The sequence below is a fragment of the Microbacterium sp. NPDC090225 genome (genome assembly GCF_044772365.1).
Lineage (GTDB): Bacteria > Actinomycetota > Actinomycetes > Actinomycetales > Microbacteriaceae > Microbacterium.
Map to the genome: position 1 here is coordinate 2025551 of NZ_JBIVYS010000001.1, position 17302 is coordinate 2042852.

At 70.4% G+C, this 17302-nt stretch carries 19 protein-coding genes; 11 read left to right on the forward strand and 8 right to left on the reverse strand.

Annotated elements, in window-relative coordinates; genetic code table 11:
- Positions 1-3 precede the first annotated feature (3 nt).
- Entirely contained in the window at positions 4-363 is a 360-nt protein-coding gene (locus ACIQTT_RS09625; protein ID WP_402788923.1) for a TraR/DksA family transcriptional regulator, read from the forward strand.
- Positions 364-395: 32 nt separating this feature from the next.
- Positions 396-833, forward strand: coding sequence for a VOC family protein (locus ACIQTT_RS09630; RefSeq protein ID WP_402788925.1), 438 nt, complete (start codon positions 396-398; stop codon positions 831-833).
- A gap of 18 nt (positions 834-851) precedes the next feature.
- Here the strand turns inward: ACIQTT_RS09630 and ACIQTT_RS09635 are convergent, their stop codons facing one another.
- Together ACIQTT_RS09635 and ACIQTT_RS09640 are read right to left on the reverse strand one after the other, a co-directional pair.
- Positions 852-1436, reverse strand: a complete 585-nt coding sequence (locus ACIQTT_RS09635; RefSeq protein ID WP_402788927.1) for a TetR/AcrR family transcriptional regulator — start codon at positions 1434-1436, stop codon at positions 852-854.
- 70 nt (positions 1437-1506) lie between these two features.
- Positions 1507-2346, reverse strand: coding sequence for a Gfo/Idh/MocA family protein (locus ACIQTT_RS09640; protein WP_402788929.1), 840 nt, complete (start codon positions 2344-2346; stop codon positions 1507-1509).
- Positions 2347-2409: 63 nt separating this feature from the next.
- On the opposite strand from ACIQTT_RS09640, the gene ACIQTT_RS09645 reads away from it, so the two are divergent.
- The gene (locus ACIQTT_RS09645; RefSeq protein WP_402788931.1) at positions 2410-3237 is read left to right on the forward strand and encodes a hypothetical protein; all 828 of its coding nucleotides are present in this window, start codon (positions 2410-2412) and stop codon (positions 3235-3237) included.
- On the forward strand, positions 3234-4079 hold the full coding sequence (locus ACIQTT_RS09650; protein ID WP_402788933.1) for an SMP-30/gluconolactonase/LRE family protein: 846 nt from the start codon (positions 3234-3236) through the stop codon (positions 4077-4079). The genes ACIQTT_RS09645 and ACIQTT_RS09650 overlap by 4 nt, the downstream gene beginning before the upstream one ends.
- A 330-nt stretch (positions 4080-4409) precedes the next feature.
- On the opposite strand, the gene ACIQTT_RS09655 is transcribed toward ACIQTT_RS09650, so the two are convergent.
- Positions 4410-5378, reverse strand: coding sequence for a C-terminal binding protein (locus tag ACIQTT_RS09655; RefSeq protein ID WP_402788935.1), 969 nt, complete (start codon positions 5376-5378; stop codon positions 4410-4412).
- Between the two features lie 155 nt (positions 5379-5533).
- Positions 5534-6418, reverse strand: coding sequence for a LysR family transcriptional regulator (locus tag ACIQTT_RS09660; protein ID WP_402788937.1), 885 nt, complete (start codon positions 6416-6418; stop codon positions 5534-5536).
- Positions 6419-6580: 162 nt separating this feature from the next.
- Between ACIQTT_RS09660 and ACIQTT_RS09665 the strand changes: the two genes are divergently transcribed.
- From ACIQTT_RS09665 to ACIQTT_RS09680, 4 genes are all read left to right on the forward strand, one after another.
- Complete coding sequence (locus ACIQTT_RS09665; RefSeq protein WP_402788939.1) at positions 6581-7861, forward strand: MFS transporter; 1281 nt, start codon at positions 6581-6583, stop codon at positions 7859-7861.
- Between the two features lie 78 nt (positions 7862-7939).
- Positions 7940-9571: an amidohydrolase gene (locus ACIQTT_RS09670; RefSeq protein ID WP_402788941.1), complete on the forward strand. Its 1632-nt coding sequence runs from the start codon at positions 7940-7942 to the stop codon at positions 9569-9571.
- 59 nt (positions 9572-9630) lie between these two features.
- The gene (locus tag ACIQTT_RS09675) at positions 9631-10380 is read left to right on the forward strand and encodes an SDR family NAD(P)-dependent oxidoreductase (protein ID WP_402788943.1); all 750 of its coding nucleotides are present in this window, start codon (positions 9631-9633) and stop codon (positions 10378-10380) included.
- Complete coding sequence (locus ACIQTT_RS09680; RefSeq protein WP_402788945.1) at positions 10373-10723, forward strand: nuclear transport factor 2 family protein; 351 nt, start codon at positions 10373-10375, stop codon at positions 10721-10723. The genes ACIQTT_RS09675 and ACIQTT_RS09680 overlap by 8 nt, the downstream gene beginning before the upstream one ends.
- Before the next feature lie 201 nt (positions 10724-10924).
- Here the strand turns inward: ACIQTT_RS09680 and ACIQTT_RS09685 are convergent, their stop codons facing one another.
- From ACIQTT_RS09685 to ACIQTT_RS09700, 4 genes are read right to left on the reverse strand one after another with little or no spacing between them, the layout of a single operon-like run.
- Positions 10925-11725 (reverse strand): SDR family NAD(P)-dependent oxidoreductase, encoded by an 801-nt coding sequence (locus tag ACIQTT_RS09685; protein ID WP_402788947.1) that lies wholly within the window; start codon positions 11723-11725, stop codon positions 10925-10927.
- Positions 11718-12815 carry an enolase C-terminal domain-like protein gene (locus ACIQTT_RS09690; protein ID WP_402788949.1) on the reverse strand — a complete coding sequence of 366 codons (1098 nt, stop codon included), beginning with the start codon at positions 12813-12815 and terminating at the stop codon, positions 11718-11720. The genes ACIQTT_RS09685 and ACIQTT_RS09690 overlap by 8 nt, the downstream gene beginning before the upstream one ends.
- On the reverse strand, positions 12812-13567 hold the full coding sequence (locus tag ACIQTT_RS09695) for an SDR family NAD(P)-dependent oxidoreductase (protein WP_402788951.1): 756 nt from the start codon (positions 13565-13567) through the stop codon (positions 12812-12814). The genes ACIQTT_RS09690 and ACIQTT_RS09695 overlap by 4 nt, the downstream gene beginning before the upstream one ends.
- Entirely contained in the window at positions 13564-14985 is a 1422-nt protein-coding gene (locus ACIQTT_RS09700; RefSeq protein ID WP_402788953.1) for a hypothetical protein, read from the reverse strand. Before ACIQTT_RS09700 ends, ACIQTT_RS09695 begins: the two co-directional genes overlap by 4 nt.
- A 117-nt stretch (positions 14986-15102) precedes the next feature.
- On the opposite strand from ACIQTT_RS09700, the gene ACIQTT_RS09705 reads away from it, so the two are divergent.
- From ACIQTT_RS09705 to ACIQTT_RS09715, 3 genes are read left to right on the forward strand one after another with little or no spacing between them, the layout of a single operon-like run.
- Complete coding sequence (locus tag ACIQTT_RS09705) at positions 15103-15762, forward strand: GntR family transcriptional regulator (protein WP_402788955.1); 660 nt, start codon at positions 15103-15105, stop codon at positions 15760-15762.
- Complete coding sequence (locus ACIQTT_RS09710) at positions 15759-16592, forward strand: SDR family NAD(P)-dependent oxidoreductase (protein ID WP_402788957.1); 834 nt, start codon at positions 15759-15761, stop codon at positions 16590-16592. The genes ACIQTT_RS09705 and ACIQTT_RS09710 overlap by 4 nt, the downstream gene beginning before the upstream one ends.
- 30 nt (positions 16593-16622) lie before the next feature.
- Positions 16623-17288: an SDR family oxidoreductase gene (locus tag ACIQTT_RS09715; RefSeq protein WP_402788959.1), complete on the forward strand. Its 666-nt coding sequence runs from the start codon at positions 16623-16625 to the stop codon at positions 17286-17288.
- Positions 17289-17302 lie beyond the last annotated feature (14 nt).

Consider the following 17302-nt stretch of genomic DNA (forward strand, 5'->3'; position numbering starts at 1 on the left):
CGCATGGAGGAGGACGACGGCCGACTGCGTGCACTGCTCACCGCGATGCGGTCGCAGGCGGATGCCCGGGTCCGGGCGACCGCGGCGGTCCTCTCCGATCTCACCCACGACCGTGAGGGCTCGAACGACGACGACGAACACGACCCGGAGGGCGTCACGCTGTCGTCGGAGTGGTCACGTCTGACCGGGCTCGCGGAGGCCGCGGCATCCGAACTCCACCAGGTCGACGACGCGATCGCCCGCATGGATGCCGGCACCTACGGCGTCTGCCTGAACTGCGGTCGCCCGATCCCGGCCGCCCGACTCGAGGTGCGTCCGTTCGCCGAGTACTGCGTCGCCTGCGCCGAGAAGCTCGGGCGTTGACTTCCGTCGACGCCCGGAGGAGCATGCGAGACATGCCCATCAGACTCGAGAACGTCGGCATCGCCGTGCGCGACATCGACGCCACCATCGCGTTCTTCACCGACCTCGGCCTGGAGGTGGTCGGCCGCGACACCATCAGCGGCGAGTGGGCCGACACGGCCGTCGGGCTCGACGGCAATCACGCGCGCATCGCGGTGCTGCAGACCCCCGACGGCCACGGGCAGCTGGAGCTGTTCGAGTACATCCACCCCGATGCGATCGAGACCGAGCCGACCCTCCCGAACGAGATCGGGATGCACCGCGTCGCCTTCTCGGTCGACGACATCGATGCGTCGCTCGCGATCGCCGCTCGTCACGGGTGCCACCCGCTGCGCGGGGTCGCGAACTACCAGGATGTCTACCGCCTCGCCTACGTGCGCGGCCCGAGCGGCATCATCGTGATGCTCGCCCAGGACCTGACTCGCGGCTGATCCCGAGCGAGAGCAGCGTCAGTCGCGGCGGGAGGCCAGGCGGATGCCGTCCCACAGCCGCGAGAGACGCTCGACCATGTCGACCTCGGGGTCGAGGAGCCACTGCACCTGAAGCCCGTCGGCGGCGGCGAGCACGATGTCGACCGCGATCTTCGGGTCGAGCGTCGACCCGAGCTCTCCGGACTTCTGGGCGCGGTCGATCACGCCCGTGAGCACGCCGCGCGCCCAGGCGTACCGCTCGACGAAGTACTCGTGCGCGGGATGGCCGACCATCGTGGCCTCGGCCGAGAACTCGACGAAGAGACGCACGAGACCGGGAACCGAGACGTTGTGCTCGATGATCGACAGGAACCCGGCGAACGTGGGGTCGGGGTCCATGAACTCGCCGAGGTCGCGCTCGTCGCGGGCCCGCAGAACCTCCATGTAGAGCTCTTCGCGCGAGCCGAAGTAGTGCATGAGCCCGGGCTGGGTCAGACCGACCCGCGCGGCGATCTCACGATTCGACGCCTTGCGGTAGCCGACCTCCGCCACCACGTCGAGCGCGACCTGCAGGATCTCCTCCCGCTTCGCCACACCCTTCGCGTACCTTCCCCGCGCCACCATGCGCACATTCTAGGTTCGAATGCCACCGGGAAACCGATTTCCTGCGCCTGACGTCATCGAAGAGGGCGCCTCACGACCTCTCGGCCACGACCGCGGCCAGCACGGCGACCGTCGCGGTCATCTGCTCCCGCGGTACCGGGAGCTCACCGGAGTCGAGCATGCGCACGAAGGCCTCGACACCGGGACGCACGTAGTCGGACCCGACGACGATCTCACGGCCCTCCGTCCCGCCGCTCCCGACAGCGGTCACGCGGAACGGCGCCGACGCCTCACCCTCCGGGCGCACGAAATCGAGCGTCACCCCGACCCCGCCGACGGCGTATCGGGCGCGCACGCGCCCCGGGGAGTGCTCCACCTCGACCTCTTCGGGCACCCCGGGAACCAGGCGCTGGGCGAGATCGGCGAGATGGATGCCGTAGAAGAAGAGGCCGCCGTAGGGTCCGTCGGGATCGGCCGGCCCGGTCACCGCGAGGCTCTGCACCTCCCCGATCGACGGGAGCGCGGCGGCGACGGCATCCGTGTCGGGCAACCAGCGCAGCGTCGACGACGACGTGACGGGCGTCGACCCGGCGGCGGCGAGGATCGCGTCGGCGTCGGCGACCGAGAGCGCGAGCGGCTTGTCGACCCACACCGGCACGCCCGCCTCGAGGAAGGGCACGGCGAGGGCGCGATGCGTCGCCCCGTCGCGAGTGGCCACGATCAGGGCGTCGACCTCGCCGATCAGCTCGGCGGATGCCGTCGCGATGCGCTCGATCCCGCCGAGCTCGGCGAGCGCGGCCGTGCGCTCGGGGTCGCCGGCGACGAGGGCGGTGACCAGGGCGTCGCCGACTCCGTCGACGTTGAGGGCGCGCACGATCCCGTCGGCGTGGGTGTTCTCGATGCCGACGATCCCGATACGGTGCGCTGCCATGCCTCCATCCTCTCGAAGACGGGCCTCTCGGGTGGCGCCGCGCGCCAGTAGGCTGGGCACATCATGCAACCGTTGCTGGACTTCGCGGGCGACTTCTGGTGGCTCATCTTCCCGATCATGGGCATGGCCGGAGGCGCGGCAAAGGCGTGGGAACGGTCGGCCAAGAACCGCCACGAGCGCCGTCTCGAGACGCTGCGCATGAAGGCGCAGCTCAAGACCGCGCAGATCGAGGCGCGGGCGCTGACCCACCCGCCGAAGAACCGCGGCGCGACGATCGTCGACACCACGGCGTCCCCGGTTCCGAACGACCTGCTCGCGCGGCTGATCGCCGAGCACGACGAGATCACCGCCCGCTGGCTCGACTACGAGCTCGACGTCGCGAAGCTCATCGCCTTCCCCGCCATGAGCGACGGCCGCCAGCCGCTCACGGCCGCGTTCCTGCGCGCGAAGCGCACCGCCGATGCTCTGCGCCCGGCATCGCCGGAGGCCAAGGTCACCGAGCAGCAGGTGTCGGAGTACCTCGACGCGGTGGGCGCGTACGCCGTCGCGTTCGAGATCGCCGAGAAGGATGCCCGGCGCCTGCGCGACTCGACCTTCACCGAGGCCGAGCGCAAGCGCCTCGATCGCGCGCAGCAGCTGCTCAAGGTCGCGGTCGACGAGTCGGCCACGCAGGCCGAGCGCAACGTCGCCTACAAGCGCGTGCGCGAAGAGCTCGACGGTCTCATCCTGCTGTCGGACGACGCCGTGCAGGTGCTCGAGAAGCAGGTCGCGCGCGAGATCGCGGCGCCCGCAGCGCCGGGGTCGACTCCGGGTGCGACCCCCGCGCCCGACGCCGCGCCCGCCCCCGAACCCGAGCGGATGCCGCTGCGCCGCACCGACGAGCAGCCGTGAAGGCCGAGAACCTCACCGGCCCGATCTGCGTGCACGCCGAGGCACCGGTCTGGTCGACGTCGTGGGGCGGCATCCGCTGGGTCGACGGCGACGCCGCAGATCTCGTGACGCTGCGCGACGACGGCATCCATCGCCTGCACCTCGACGACACCTACGCGGCATTCGTGCGCCCGCGCGTGGGGGGCGGATTCGTGGCGTTCGGGGCGCGATCGCTGCATCTGTCGGACTCGGTGGACGGCCCCGCTCGTGTCGCGGCGACCTTCGATCTGGGCGAGGCGCAGTTCAACGACGGCACGGTCGATCCACGCGGGCGGCTGCTGGCCGGCTCGATGGCGACGGGCGACGCGGGAGCCGTGGGGCGCGTGCTGCGGATCGGCGCCGACCTCACGGCGACGGATGTGCTGTCTCGCGTGACGGTGTCGAACGGTGTCGCCTTCGCTCCGGGCGGTTCGCGTGCGTACTACGTCGACACCGTCACGCAGCGGATCGACGTGTTCGACGTCGTCGAGGGCGAGCTGCGCGGGCGCCGCGGGTTCGTGACGATCCCGGACGAGCGGGGAGCGCCCGATGGCCTCACCGTCGCGGCCGATGGATCGGTGTGGGTCGCGCTCTGGGGCGGGTCGGCGGTGCACGGGTATGCCGCGGACGGTTCGCAGATCGCCCGGATCGAACTGCCTGTGCCGCAGGTGAGCGCGTGCACGTTCGGCGGCGACGACCTCGGCACGCTGTTCATCACGACCTCGGCGCAGGGGCTGGGGCCGGATCACGGCACGGACGCCGGATCACTCTTCGCCGTGCGGCCCGGGGTGCACGGGATGCCCGTGGTCGCGTTCGCCGGCTGACGGGGTTCGCGCGGGGTTGGGACGCTTCGACAAGCTCAGCGACCCAGTCGGAAGCTGGGTCCCTGAGCCTGTCGAAGGGTTCCCCACAACCAGACGCTGGGTCCCTGAGCCTGTCGAAGGGCGCCGGAGCGGAGGAGAACACACCGTGCGCAGGATCAGAACAGCGGATGCCTCCTACGCAAGACGAGATCTCCTCCCGTCGGGCGAGGATGGACGCTTCGACAAGCTCAGCGACCCAGTCGGAAGCTGGGTCCCTGAGCCTGTCGAAGGGTTCCCCACAACCAGACACTGGGTCCCTGAGCCTGTCGAAGGGTTCCCCACCCGAGAACCTCAGCCGGCGTAGGCGGGATTGACGATCGGGATTGATTCCCCGGCGAGGAAGCGGATCACGTTCTCTGCCGCGTGCACGGGCAGGTCGGCGAGCGCCTCGGGCGAGAACCACGCCGCGTGCGGGCTGAGCAGCACCTGGTCGAGGTCGCGCAACGGGGAGCCGTCGGCCAGCGGCTCACCGTCGAAGACGTCGAGGGCGGCCGCGCCCAGGCGCCCGGAGCGCAGCGCGTCGGCCAGCGCCCGCTCGTCGATGAGCGGTCCGCGACACGTGTTCACGACCACGGCTCCGGGCTTCATCGTCGCGATCGACTCGGCGTCGATCAGGTGCCGGGTCGCCTCGGTGAGCGGCACGTGCAGGGTGAGGATGTCGGCCTGCGCCACGGCATCCGGGATCGCGACGGGCTCGCACCCGGCCGAGCGGATGCCGTCGGCGGACGCGTACGGGTCGGCGACGAGCACCCGGAAACCGAGCGCCCGGCATCCGCGGGCCACGATCGATCCGATGCGGCCGAAGCCGAGCACCGACACCGTGGTCGTCGACGGACGCACGGCGAGGGGCCGGGCGTCCACGGCCTTCCAGGTGCCGGCGCGAACCGCACGGTCGTAGGCCGGCAGCCCCCGCGCCTGGGTCATGATCATCGCGATGGTGTGCGCGGCGACCTCCTCGATGCAGTAGCTCGGGGTGTTCGCGACCGCGATGCCGCGAGCGGTGGCCGCCTCGACATCGATCATGTCGTAGCCGATGCCGACGCGGCTGATGATGCGCAGGTTCGGCATCCGATCGAGTACCTCGGCCGTGATCGGGGCCCATTGCACGACGAGCCCTGTGGCATCCGCCCCGAGAGTTGCGAGGTCGTCGGATGCCGGGGACTCCGCCCGTTCGGCGTGGAGTCCAGCGGATCGGAGGGTGTCTTCGATGACGGTTCCGGGGAGGTCGCAGTCGCTGACGAGGATGAACGGCGTTGTCATGAGTGCGATGCTATAGCATCTAGCAGATGTGTGCGGGGTGGGGCCCTTCGACAGGCTCAGGGACCCAGTTCCTGACGGCGCTCAGGGACCCAGTTCCTGACGGCGCTCAGGGACCCAGCTCCTGACGGCGCTCAGGACCCAGTTCCGGCCGGCACTCAGTCCTCCGCGTCGTACAGGCTCAGCACGTGGTCGGCGGCGAAGGCGCTGAGCTGCTCGGCCACCCCGCGGATGTCGTCGCGCGCGTAGTGCGTGCGCTCCCAACTCGCGTACAGCGCGCACTGCATCGGGATGCCGCGGTGGTGCAGCGGCTTCGAGATCAACCCGAAGCGCGGCGGCTCGACGACCACGCAGGGGCCGTGGCCTGCGGCCGACCGGGCCTGGATGATCGGGGCATCCGCTCCGAAGCTCGCCATCTCGACCGACCACGCCTCGCTCTCGGCCGCCCGCTGGATCTGCGTCCATGCGGCCGATCCGCTGCCCGACGTGAGGAACGGGCCGGCCAGCAGATCCTCCAGTTCAAGACGCTCCCCGGCCGCGAGCGGATGCGACGCCGGCAACTGGCAGTAGAGGGGCAGGTTCATGATGCGGATGCTGCTCAGCCGCGAGTCCGGCGGGCTCGTGGTCACGGCGAGATCGGCCCCGGAGCGCAGCCGGTCATAGGTCTCGACCGGCGTCGCGACCACGACGTCGGAGATCGGTCCACCGCCCGCGATGAAGGGCGCGAGCACGAGCACGCTCGTCATCTCGGGGGCCGCGGCGACGAACGAGCGCTCCTTGAGCACGATGCCGCTCATGACCTCGCGGGCGCGCCGACCCCGGCGCACGAGGTCGCGCGCCATCGGCTCCAGGCGGTCGCCGGCGTACGTCGCGACCATGCCCTGCGGCATCCGGCGGAACAGGGATGCCCCCACCTGGCGCTCGAGCGAGGCGATCTGCCGCGATACCGTCGGTTGCGTCCTGATCAGGCGTTCTGCCGCCAGACTGACCGAACCGCTGTCCAGCACCGCGACGAATGCCTCGAGCTCGCGTTCCCCGTACATACATAAACCGTATACCTCACCCCGGTTTCTTCATTGGACGAGCATGGGGTGATCACCGCAGGATGGGCAGAACCCGAACTTCCCCTCCTTCCCCCGAGACAGAGAGCCCTCCCGATGGCTGCTTCCCGCACTGATATCAGTTCTGCCCGGCAACGACGCTCGATGGTGGGTGCCTTCGTCGGCACCGCGATCGAGTGGTACGACTTCTACATCTTCGGCACGGCCGCCGCCCTCGTGTTCGGCCGCGTGTTCTACCCCGACGTCGCACCCGGCGCGGCGCTGCTCGCCTCGTTCGCCACCTTCTGGGTCGGCTTCCTGATGCGCCCGGTCGGTGGCCTCGTGTTCGGCCACTTCGGCGACAAGTTCGGCCGCAAGAACGTGCTCGTGCTCACCCTCATCCTGATGGGCACCGCCACCACGCTGATCGGCCTGCTGCCGACCTACGCGCAGATCGGCATCCTCGCGCCGATCCTGCTCGTCGTGCTGCGCGGCCTGCAGGGCTTCGCGGTCGGCGGCGAGTGGGGCGGCGCGGTGCTGCTGTCGACCGAGAACGCCACCGCCAAGAAGAAGGGCCTCGCCGGGGCCTGGGTGCAGCAGGGCTCGCCCGCCGGATCCATCCTCGCGACCGTGATGTTCCTCCTCGTGGGTCTGCTGCCCGACGAGCAGTTCATCACCTGGGGCTGGCGCATCCCGTTCCTCGTGTCGGCGATCCTCGTGATCGTGGGCCTCATCATCCGCGTGAAGGTCGAGGAGTCGCCCGACTTCGAAGCGGCGAAGCAGTCGAAGGAGGTCGTGAGCGCCCCGGTGCTCGTCGCGATCCGCACCGCACCGCTGCTGATCGGCCTGGGCGTGCTCGCGTCGGTCATGGGCATCTCGAACGCCTACTTCTCGAACACGTTCCTGCTCGCCTGGACCACCGGATCCCTGGGCATCGAGCGGCAGCTCATGCTCAACATCCTGCTCGGCATGGCGATCCTGCAGTTCATCTGGCAGCCGATCGCCGCCAAGATCGCCGAGCGGTTCGGCATCGCCCGGGTGATGCTCGCGGGCCTCATCCTCAGCGTCGTGCTCACGGTGCCGTACTTCCTCGCCATTCAGGCCGCCTCCCCCCTGTGGATCACGGTCACCCTCTACGCCACGATCATCGGCAGCACCGCGTACTACGCACTGCTCGCGACGCTGCTCGCCTCGGCGTTCCCGGCCCGCATCCGCTACTCCGGCGTCTCGCTGGCCTACCAGCTGTGCGCGACCGTCTTCGGCGGATCGACCCCGCTGGTGGCCCAATGGATCCTCAACTCCACCGGCGGCAGCGTGTGGGGTGTGGCCGTGTTCTACGCGGTGATGATCCTCATCACGATCGCCGGTGTCTGGGGACTCCAGCGACGCATCACCCGATCGGTCGAGGCCGAGACCGCGGCCACGGCCACGGCATCCGTGGCCTGACGGCAGCCCCGGCCCGACCGGCATCCGTCCCGCCGTCCGAGCGACCACCCGAGCGACCCCCGAGAACCGAGAGAGACCATGCGCGTCGACACCATCTTCACCAACGCCCGCATCCGCACGCTCGATGCCGACCGCCCCGCGGCGCACAGCATCGGCGTGCTGGGCGGCCGCATCGTCGGCTTCGACGACGACCTGCACGGCGTCGATGCGGACCGGGTGGTCGACCTCGGCGGTCAGCCCGTGCTGCCCGGGTTCCACGACGCGCACCACCACCTCTCGCTCACGGGCTTCCGTCTCGCGTCGCTGAACCTGCGCCCCGGCGCGGTGAACTCGCTCGACGAGCTGTACGAGGCGGTGCGCGTGCACGCGGAGGGGCTGGCGCCGGATGCCTGGGTGCGGGGTTCCGGCTACGACCAGAACTTCCTCGAGGCGCATCCGACGGCCGAGGGGCTCGACCGGGTCGCGGGCGGGCGACCCGTGATCCTCGAGCACGTCTCGGGGCACATGATGGTCGCGAACACGAAGGCTTTCGAGCTCGCGGGGTACACCGGACGCGAGGGGTTCCCCGAGATCGCGGGCGGCGGCATCCCCCGCGACGCCGACGGTCGGCCGCAGGGACTGCTGCAGGAGTCGGCGATGGCCCCGATCTTCGCGCTCGTGCGGCCGATGAGCCTCGACGAGGTGCAGCGCAACCTGGGGCTCGCGAGCGATCAGGCCCTGAGCTACGGCCTCACCTCGGTCACCGAGCCGGGGATCGGCGAGATCCGGATGGTGGGCAACAGTCCGCTCGACTACCACGCCTACCAGTCGGCGGTCGAGCAGCGGCAGCTGCGGGTGCGCACCACCCTCATGCCGTACATCACGGTGCTGCACCCCTTCACCGACCTCCCCGACAAGGACGTGCTCGGCCTCGACCTCGGCATCCGCACCGGTCTCGGCGACGACATGCTGCGCGTCGGACCGGTGAAGATCGTCGCCGACGGATCGTTCATCGGACGCTCGGCCGCCATGCACGCGTGCTTCCACGGCGAGGCCGACAACTTCGGCGTGCTGCTGCACGAGCCCGAGGCGCTGCGCGACTACATCGTCGGCGCGCACCGGGCCGGGTGGACGGTCGCGACCCACGCGATCGGCGACCGGGCGATCACGCACGTGCTCGACGCGATCGAGCACGCGCAGAGCATCGCTCCGCGCCCCGACGTGCGGCACCGCATCGAGCACTTCGCCCTCGCGAGCGACGACGACATCGCCCGCGCTGCGCGACTGGGCGTCATCCCCGTGCCGCAGGGCGTGTTCGTGTCGGACTTCGGCGACGGCATGGCGGCCGCGGTGGCCGCCGACCGGCGAGACGACATCTACCGCGTGAAGTCGCTGGCGGATGCCGGCATCGTGATCAACGGCTCGACCGATTCACCCATCTCCGACGCCAACCCTCTCATGTCGATCCGCGACATGGTGCTGCGGCGCACGAGCGGCGGCGAGGTGCTGGGCGAGCGCGAGCGCGTGACGATCGACGAGGCCGTGCGGGCGTACACCTACGGGTCGGCGTACGCGGTCGGCCAGGAGCACGCGACCGGCACCCTGAAGATCGGGATGCTGGCCGACTTCATCGCCCTCAGCGACGACCTGTACGAGATCGAGCCCGAGCGCATCGCGGAGCAGTACGTGACCACGACGGTGGTCGGCGGCGAGGTCGTGTTCGAGCGCTGAGGGTGCGGCATCCGAGTGCACCGGTTGGCGCAATCGATGCTTTGCTATAGCGTTTAGGGATGGACACTCGCCGCGCACTCATAACCGGGGCCAGCTCCGGCATCGGGACGGCCGCCGCCCTCGAACTCGCCCGCGAAGGACTCGACGTCTGGCTCACCTACACCGGGCGCGAGGCCGAGGCGGCTCGGGTCGCCGAGGAATGCCGCGCGGCCGGGGCATCCGATGTGCGGGTCTCGCGACTCGACCTTCGCGACCCCGCCTCGATCGACGCGCTCGTCGCCGAGATGACGGATGCCTGGGGCGAACTGCACGTGCTTGTGAACAACGGCGGCGTATGCCCCTACACGCCCTACGACGAGATCGACATCGAGGAGTGGGACGGCGTACTCGAGACGAATGTGCGCGGCGCCTTCCTGCTCACGCGCGGATCGTTGCCGCTGCTGCGCGCCGCCGCGGGCGATCGCAGCGTCATCAACCTGTCGTCGATCGCCGGACAGATGGGCGCCCTGCAGACCGGACTGCACTACGCCGCGAGCAAGGGCGCGATCCTGGCGCTGACGCGCAGTTTCGCCCGGCACCTCGCGCCGGAGGGCATCCGGGTGAACGCCGTGACGCCCGGGCCGGTCGCCAGCGCCATCACCGATCAGCTGCAGGGCGAGGGGCGCGCGAAGCTCGAGGCGTCCATCCCGCTCGGTGCGTTCGGCCGACCCGCCGATGTGGCCTGGATCATCGCTTCCCTCGCTTCGCCGCGGGCGGGATTCATCACCGGGGCCACGTACGACGTCAACGGAGGAGTTCGCATTGACTGACAGCATCCACTCTCTTCGCACGTCCGAGCGGACCGTGCAGGACCAGCTCGACGCGTTCAACGCGCACGACCTCGAGGCGTTCGTCGCGACCTACGCAGCGGATGCCGTGATCACCGGCGTCGCTCCCGAGCCGATCGTCGGCGCCGCCGCGATCCGCGACTTCTACGAGCCGCGGCTGCAGAACCCCGACCTCTCGTGCGTGATCGACCGGATGGTGCTGTTCGGCGACCGCTGGGTCGTCGCGCAGGAGCAGGTCGTCAACGACGGTGTCGCGACCGAGACCATCGCCACCTTCGACGTGGTGGACGGGCTGATCTCGCGCGCCTCGATGCTCAAGGCGTAGTAGTTGCTGCGGGGCGGGACCCTTCGACAAGCTCAGGGACCCAGTCATGCGAGACACACAGCCCTGGGTTGCTGAGCCTGTCGAAGCACCACGGGGGGACCCTTCGACAAGCTCAGGGACCCAGTCATGCGAGACACACAGCCCTGGGTTGCTGAGCCTGTCGAAGCATCACGGGGCGGCCCTTCGTCTCGCTTCGCTCGCTCAGGGACCGGAAGCCGAGAAACGCTCGCGCAGCGCGGGGTCGACGGCGACGTCGCCGAAGGATGCCGTCCACGCCCCGTCGACCGCGATCGACTGCCCCGAGAGGTACGGCGCCGCATCCGACAGCAGGAACGCGGTGACCGCGGCGACCTCCTCGGCCCGCGCGATGCGCCCCATCGGCGGCCCCTCGGCCAGGGCGCGCTCGGCCGCGACGGGATCATCGGATGCCGCGATCTGCGCCTCCAGATGCGGGGTGCGCACGCCACCCGGGGCGACCGTGTTCGCGCGTATGCCGAGACCGCCATACGTCACCGCGACACTGCGGCTCAGCGCGTCGATCCCACCTTTGGTGAACTCGTACGCCGCGTGGTCGACGAACGACGACCGCCCGTGGATCGACCCGATATTCACAATCGCGCCCGCGATGCCCTGATCGACGAAAGCCGACACGGCGACGGAGCATCCCCAGATGTACCCGAACCCGTTGATGTCGAGGATCTCGCGCACGATCCGTTCGTCGAGCTCGTGCAGCGGTGTGCGCTTCGTGATCCCCGCGTTGTTGACCCACCCCGCCAGCGGCGCGAGACCCCGGGCGACGGATGCCGCACGCTCGTGCGCCGCGCGATCGGCGGCATCGCCGAGCACGACCTCGGCCACGACGCCCGCCTCGACCGTGCCCGATCCGGGTGAGCGTTCGAGCCCGACCACGATCCACCCGTCGGCCGTCAATCGCTCGGCGACGGCCCGCCCGATGCCTTTCCCACTGCCCGTCACCACGACGCTGCGCACCGCTTCACCCATCTCCGTTCGCTCCCGACGACGCACCGAATTCGAAGACACCCGGATCCAGCGTGAAGCCCAGCCCCGGGGCAACCGTCGGCCACACCGACCCCGCGAACACCGGCCCTCCGACGATGAACGACGGCGCCGGATCGTAAGGGTTCGTGCCGCGCGCGAAGGTCTCGACGCCGATGCCGAGATGCGCCGTGACCTCGGGATACACGTGGCCCGACACCGGAACGCCGCGATCCGACGCCCAGGCGATGAGTTCGCGGGCCGGTGTCACTCCTCCGATCGCCACCACGTCGAGGCGCAGCACGTCGACGGCCTCGACCTCGACCAGTGCGCGCAACACGGCAGGGTCGGTCACCTCGTCGCCTACGGACACGCGCAGCCCGCTCTTGCGGCGGATGCGTGCGCACCCGACCGCGTCTTCGGGCAGCAGCGGGTCCTCGAGCCAGGCGAGTCGCGGGTCACCCCACTGCGCGATCTCGGCCAGCGCCTCGTCAGCATCGCGCCAGCCGAAGCCGACATCGACGACGAGACCGGTCCCCGACGGCAGCTCATCGCCGAGCAGAGCCAATAGCTCCCGCATGTATGCCGGATCTGGCATCCGCGAGATCTTCACCTGCGACCACCCGTCCGCCTGGGCGAGCACCTCGTCGGCGACGTCGCGAGGCGCACGCTCCGGAGAGGGGTACGCGGCCACGAGCATCGCCTCCCGCGGAGCATCGCCGGCGCCGAGCATCCGCCACAGCGGCTCGCCCGCCCGCTGCGCCGCGACATCCCACAGCGCGATGTCGACCAGCCCGATCGCTCGGCGCACAAGGCCGACGCGGCCGACGATCGCACTGCCGCGCAGCATCCGCTCCCAGGTCGACGCGGGGTCGTCGGCATCCGCTCCGATCGCGTGCCCCGCCACGAGCCGCTCGACGATCTCGGCCATCGGCGCCTCGCGCGACAGGCAGTAGGCGACGCCCGAGACACCATCGGCGTCGGATGCCCGCACCGCGCTGTACTCGCGCCGGGTCACCGTCATCGCGCCGAGGTGCAGGGGCCCCGGAAGGGGGAGCACCGCCGTCGCCGTGTCGATGCGCGCGATGCCGGTCATGCGGGCTTCTTCGCGAGGGGAACGCCGTAGTCGACGAGGAATCCGCCGTCGACGTACAGCGTCTGCCCGTTCATGTAACGCGATTCGTCGGACACGAGAAAGCTCACGGCCGCCGCGATCTCGCTCGCCTCGGCCAACCGCTGGGCCGGAATGCGCGACAGGATCGTGTCGAGGCTGAGCGTGCCCGCCTCGACGCCCTGGCGGAACACCCCGGTGTCGACGTAGCCCGGGGCGACCGCGTTGACCCGCACGCCGCGGGCGGCCCACTCCGCACCGGCGGTCGCGGTGAGGCCGATCACGGCGGCCTTGGTCGTGGCGTACGGCGCGCGTCCTGCCGAACCGCGGGACGAGATCGACGAGATGTTCACGATGCGGCCGTCGCCGCGCTCGAGCATCCGGCGTCCGGCCGCCTGCAGTGCCGAGAAGACACCGTGCAGGTTCACGTCGACCACCGCCTGCCATTCGCTCCACGTGAGGTCTTCGATCCCGCGATGCCTCTGGATCCCGGCGTTGTTCACGAGCACTTCGATCGGTCCGAGTTCGGCTTCGATCTCGCCGAACACGCGATCGACGCCGTCATGATCGGTGACGTCGAGCTCGCGCCAGAGGATGCCGGCGGGGTTCTCGCCGGCGGTGAGTCCGGGCACGCGATCGGCGGCGACGACGAGATAGCCGTCGGCCGCGAGACGCTGGCCGATCTCCCAGCCGATGCCGGCGGAACCTCCGGTGACGATGGCGACGAGGCGGGTCATTTCTCTCCTGGGGTCTTAGTGGGATGGAACAACAGACGCGCGATCAGGTCGGCGGCGTGCTCTTCGAGAAGCTCGAGAGCGCCGGGGGCGAGCGGGGTCTGCCAGGCCTGGTAGGCGCCGCGGTCGTAGGCGTCGCGCGTGGGGAGATAGACGAAGCCGGGTCCGTTCGTGAGATTCATCACGACGATCGGGTTCTCGGGGAACCTCGCGCGCAGGGTCGTCTGCAACCGCGAGTACGCCTCGCCCGGGTGTCCGACGATCACCGCATCGCCGAGACGCCACGCCCACACGGGGTGCGCGACCGTCGGACCGTCGATGTACCCGTCACGCAGGTTGCGCGCGCGACCGAGGCGCTCCTCGCGGGAGCGCGGATCGATGTCGGACCACTCGCGCGCCAGTTCGTCGAGCGTCGGCAGGTCGCGCAGGGGCAAGGCGACGGATGCCGCGGCGCCAGCGGTAGACCCTTCGTCTCGCTCCGCTCCTCGCTCGGGGACCCGTTTGCGCCCCGCCCACACCGCCAGCGGCGCACCCGACTCGACGATGCGATCGAGCGTGAGTTCCTCGCCCGGAACCGGCAGCGCGTCCACCGCCGCGAGCACGGCGTGCCCGAGCGAGCGGCCGTGACGATCGGCCACCGTCACATCTCCCGTGTACTGCTCGCGCGGGGCGAGTTCGCCCGACGCGCCCTGCACGAACAGGCACGGAGCATCGGTCGCCGCCTCCACGACCTCGCGCATCGCGCCCACGTAGTCGGGCGACACCTCGCGGCTCTGCCACGCGAGCGTCGTCGGGTGGCAGGCGTAGTTCACGAGCGTCGCGCGCACGCGCCCGGCGACGCTCACCCGGCCGATCACGACGGTGTCGTCGGCGACGGCATCCGGGTGGAAACCCACGAGCGCACGCCCGTCGAGATCGAGTTCGCGGTCGGCGGCGAGGGTGCAGCGCCCGGTCGTCCATTCGATCAGGCCGGCCTCGGCGGTGCTCAGCGCCTCGCGTCCGGCCTCGATGCCCGCGGCGGCGAGCGCATCGAGGTACCCGGGGATGAGCTCACCGCCGGGCAGATGCGCATCGGCGGCACAGAGCACGGCGCCCGCGTGGGTGTGCGAGAGCGAGAGCATGAGCTGGTCGGGAGCGAGCCCGAGGCCCGCGAGGATCGACCCGCGCACCCCCTGCTCGTCGGCGACCCGCCGCCACCAGGTGCCGTCGACCGCGAGCAGAACACGCGGACGGTCGTCGTCGCCGATCATCGCGAGGGCCGTCAGCTCGAACGGCCGATGCGCGCCCTCGGAGCGCTCCCAGTCGGCGGGCCCCCAGTTCTTGGCGCGGATGCCGGTGGGCGGCGTGATGTCTCGGCGCGCCACCCCGACCCGCAACGCGCTGCGCGGAATGCGGATGCTGTCGCCCAGAGCGGTGTTCATCGTCGCTGCTCCCGTCGTTCGACCGTCTCATCGGCCGATGCCATAGCATCGGTGCGAGCGTGCGACCTCGGAACCCCGAGCTCCGTCGATCGCCGCCCGTTCGGAAGGACTCCCCCGATGCGCACCGTGTCAGACCAGAACATCGCCGAGCAGGTCGCCGACGAGCTGCGCGCCGCGATCCACTCCGGCGAGCTCGCCCCCGGCGAGCGCCTCGTCGAGCGCAAGCTCGCCGACCGTCTCGGCGTCAGCCACATCCCGGTGCGCGAAGCCCTCACGCGCCTCGCCGAGGAGCGGCTCATCGTGCGCGAACCCCGCCGGGGTGCACGGGTCGCGGAGTTGACGGCATCCGATCTCGACGACATCTCGAGCCTGCGCATCGTGCTCGAGCAGTTCATGGCGATCCGGGTGCAGGAGCGGTGGAACGCGGATGCCGCGGCCCGCCTCGAGGCGATCGTCGCGGCGATGGGCGCCGCCGCCCCGGGCGATGTCGACGAGGTGCTGCGCCAGGACCGGCTGTTCCACGAGACGCTCGCCGATCTCGCGGAGCACCGCTTCCTCGACGAGGTGAGCGCGCAGCTGCGCGGACGCATCGCCGGGTTCATCCGCGCCGCGAACGCCGCACTCGACGTCGACGAGCAGGAGCAGCACGTGCGCAGCCACCAAGTGATCGTCGACGCGCTCGCGAGCGGCGACCCCGACCGCGTGCGCACGGTCGTCGCCGGGCACATCACCCGCGCGGTCGAGCGCATCACCCCGACGACAGGAGCAGACGCATGACCGGAAGAACGATCGTCCTCACCGGGGCATCCGACGGCATCGGTGCGGCCGCCGCCCGCCAGTTGGCCGCGAGCGACCACCGGCTGATCCTCGTGGGCCGCTCGCCCGAGAAGACGAAGGCCGTCGCCGACGACACCGGCGCCGAGTACTTCTTCGCCGACTTCGCCCGCCTCGACGACGTGCGCGAGCTGGCCGCGAAGCTGACGGATGCCGTGGGCGCCGACGGCATCCACGTGCTGGCGAACAACGCCGGCGGCATCTTCGGCGACCGCACGCCCACGGTCGACGGCTTCGAGAAGACCCTCCAGGTCAACCACCTCGCGCCGTTCCTGCTGACGAACCTGCTGATGCCGACGCTGCTGGCGTCGAAGGCGGCGGTGATCAACACGTCGAGCGTCGGGCACCGCCTCTTCGGGCACATCGACGTCGACGACCTCGACAATTCGAAGAAGTTCAGCGCCAACAAGGCCTACGGCGACGCGAAGCTCGCGAACGTGCTCTTCACGAAGAGCCTGCACACGAAGTTCCACCCCGACGGCCTGAGCTCGGTCGCCTTCCACCCCGGCACCGTGCAGACGAACTTCGCCTCGGACTCGTCGAGCCTGATGCGGCTCGTCTACCGGAGTTTCCTCGGCCGGCTGCTGCTCACGAGCACCGAGGAGGGCGGCGCGATCCTGCGCTGGTTCATCGAGGGCACGCCCGATGAGACGTGGTTCTCGGGCGCGTACTACGACGAGCGCACCCTGTCGTCGAAGACCAACCCGCAGGTCGACGACCCCGCCCTCGCCGAGGCCCTCTGGCAGCGCAGCGCCGAGCTCGTCGGGGTGTAGGGGATCCGGCGACTTCGATACTCTTCCGGAATGCCTCTCGCACTCGTCACCGGAGCCGCACGGTCGAACAGCATCGCCGCGGGAATCGTGCCCCGTCTGCGCGCCGACGGCTGGACCGTCGTGACCAGCGACCTCGACAGCGGCGACCACCCTGCCGACCTCTCCGACCCGGCCGCACCCGAAGCCCTGATCGACCGTGTACGTCGCGACCACGGCGAGCTCTCGGCCCTGGTCCTGAGCCATGCCCACGACGTGGAGTCGGGCATTCTCGACACGACCGCCGAGAGTTTCGACCGGCACGTCGCGGTCAATGCGCGCGCGAGTCTGCTGCTCATCGCCGCGTTCGCGCGTCAGGTCGGGCCCGAGGGCGGCGCTGTCGTGGCGTTCACCAGCGACCACACCACCGGCAACCTCCCCTACGGAGCGTCGAAGGGGGCGCTCGACCGCATCGTGATCTCGGCGGCGCGCGAGCTCGGCCCGCAGGGCATCTCGGCGAACGTCGTCAACCCGGGGCCGATCGACACCGGATGGATGGACGACGAGATCCGCGATGCGCTGACCCCGATGCATCCGCTCGGCCGTGCGGGCACGCCGCGCGACATCGCCGGCATCACCGCATTCCTGCTCTCGCCCGAGGGTCGCTGGATCACAGGCCAGCTCCTGCACACGGACGGCGGCTTCTCGGCCCGCTACTGACGCGGATGCCGCGG

Coding starts and splice junctions, on each gene's coding strand:
- ACIQTT_RS09625 (WP_402788923.1), top strand. CDS start 4: ATGGAGGAGGACGACGGCCGACTGCGTGCACTGCTCACCGCGATGCGG.
- ACIQTT_RS09630 (WP_402788925.1), top strand. CDS start 396: ATGCCCATCAGACTCGAGAACGTCGGCATCGCCGTGCGCGACATCGAC.
- ACIQTT_RS09635 (WP_402788927.1), bottom strand. CDS start 1,436: ATGGTGGCGCGGGGAAGGTACGCGAAGGGTGTGGCGAAGCGGGAGGAG.
- ACIQTT_RS09640 (WP_402788929.1), bottom strand. CDS start 2,346: ATGGCAGCGCACCGTATCGGGATCGTCGGCATCGAGAACACCCACGCC.
- ACIQTT_RS09645 (WP_402788931.1), top strand. CDS start 2,410: ATGCAACCGTTGCTGGACTTCGCGGGCGACTTCTGGTGGCTCATCTTC.
- ACIQTT_RS09655 (WP_402788935.1), bottom strand. CDS start 5,378: ATGACAACGCCGTTCATCCTCGTCAGCGACTGCGACCTCCCCGGAACC.
- ACIQTT_RS09660 (WP_402788937.1), bottom strand. CDS start 6,418: ATGTACGGGGAACGCGAGCTCGAGGCATTCGTCGCGGTGCTGGACAGC.
- ACIQTT_RS09665 (WP_402788939.1), top strand. CDS start 6,581: ATGGTGGGTGCCTTCGTCGGCACCGCGATCGAGTGGTACGACTTCTAC.
- ACIQTT_RS09670 (WP_402788941.1), top strand. CDS start 7,940: ATGCGCGTCGACACCATCTTCACCAACGCCCGCATCCGCACGCTCGAT.
- ACIQTT_RS09675 (WP_402788943.1), top strand. CDS start 9,631: ATGGACACTCGCCGCGCACTCATAACCGGGGCCAGCTCCGGCATCGGG.
- ACIQTT_RS09685 (WP_402788947.1), bottom strand. CDS start 11,725: ATGGGTGAAGCGGTGCGCAGCGTCGTGGTGACGGGCAGTGGGAAAGGC.
- ACIQTT_RS09690 (WP_402788949.1), bottom strand. CDS start 12,815: ATGACCGGCATCGCGCGCATCGACACGGCGACGGCGGTGCTCCCCCTT.
- ACIQTT_RS09695 (WP_402788951.1), bottom strand. CDS start 13,567: ATGACCCGCCTCGTCGCCATCGTCACCGGAGGTTCCGCCGGCATCGGC.
- ACIQTT_RS09700 (WP_402788953.1), bottom strand. CDS start 14,985: ATGAACACCGCTCTGGGCGACAGCATCCGCATTCCGCGCAGCGCGTTG.
- ACIQTT_RS09705 (WP_402788955.1), top strand. CDS start 15,103: ATGCGCACCGTGTCAGACCAGAACATCGCCGAGCAGGTCGCCGACGAG.
- ACIQTT_RS09710 (WP_402788957.1), top strand. CDS start 15,759: ATGACCGGAAGAACGATCGTCCTCACCGGGGCATCCGACGGCATCGGT.
- ACIQTT_RS09715 (WP_402788959.1), top strand. CDS start 16,623: ATGCCTCTCGCACTCGTCACCGGAGCCGCACGGTCGAACAGCATCGCC.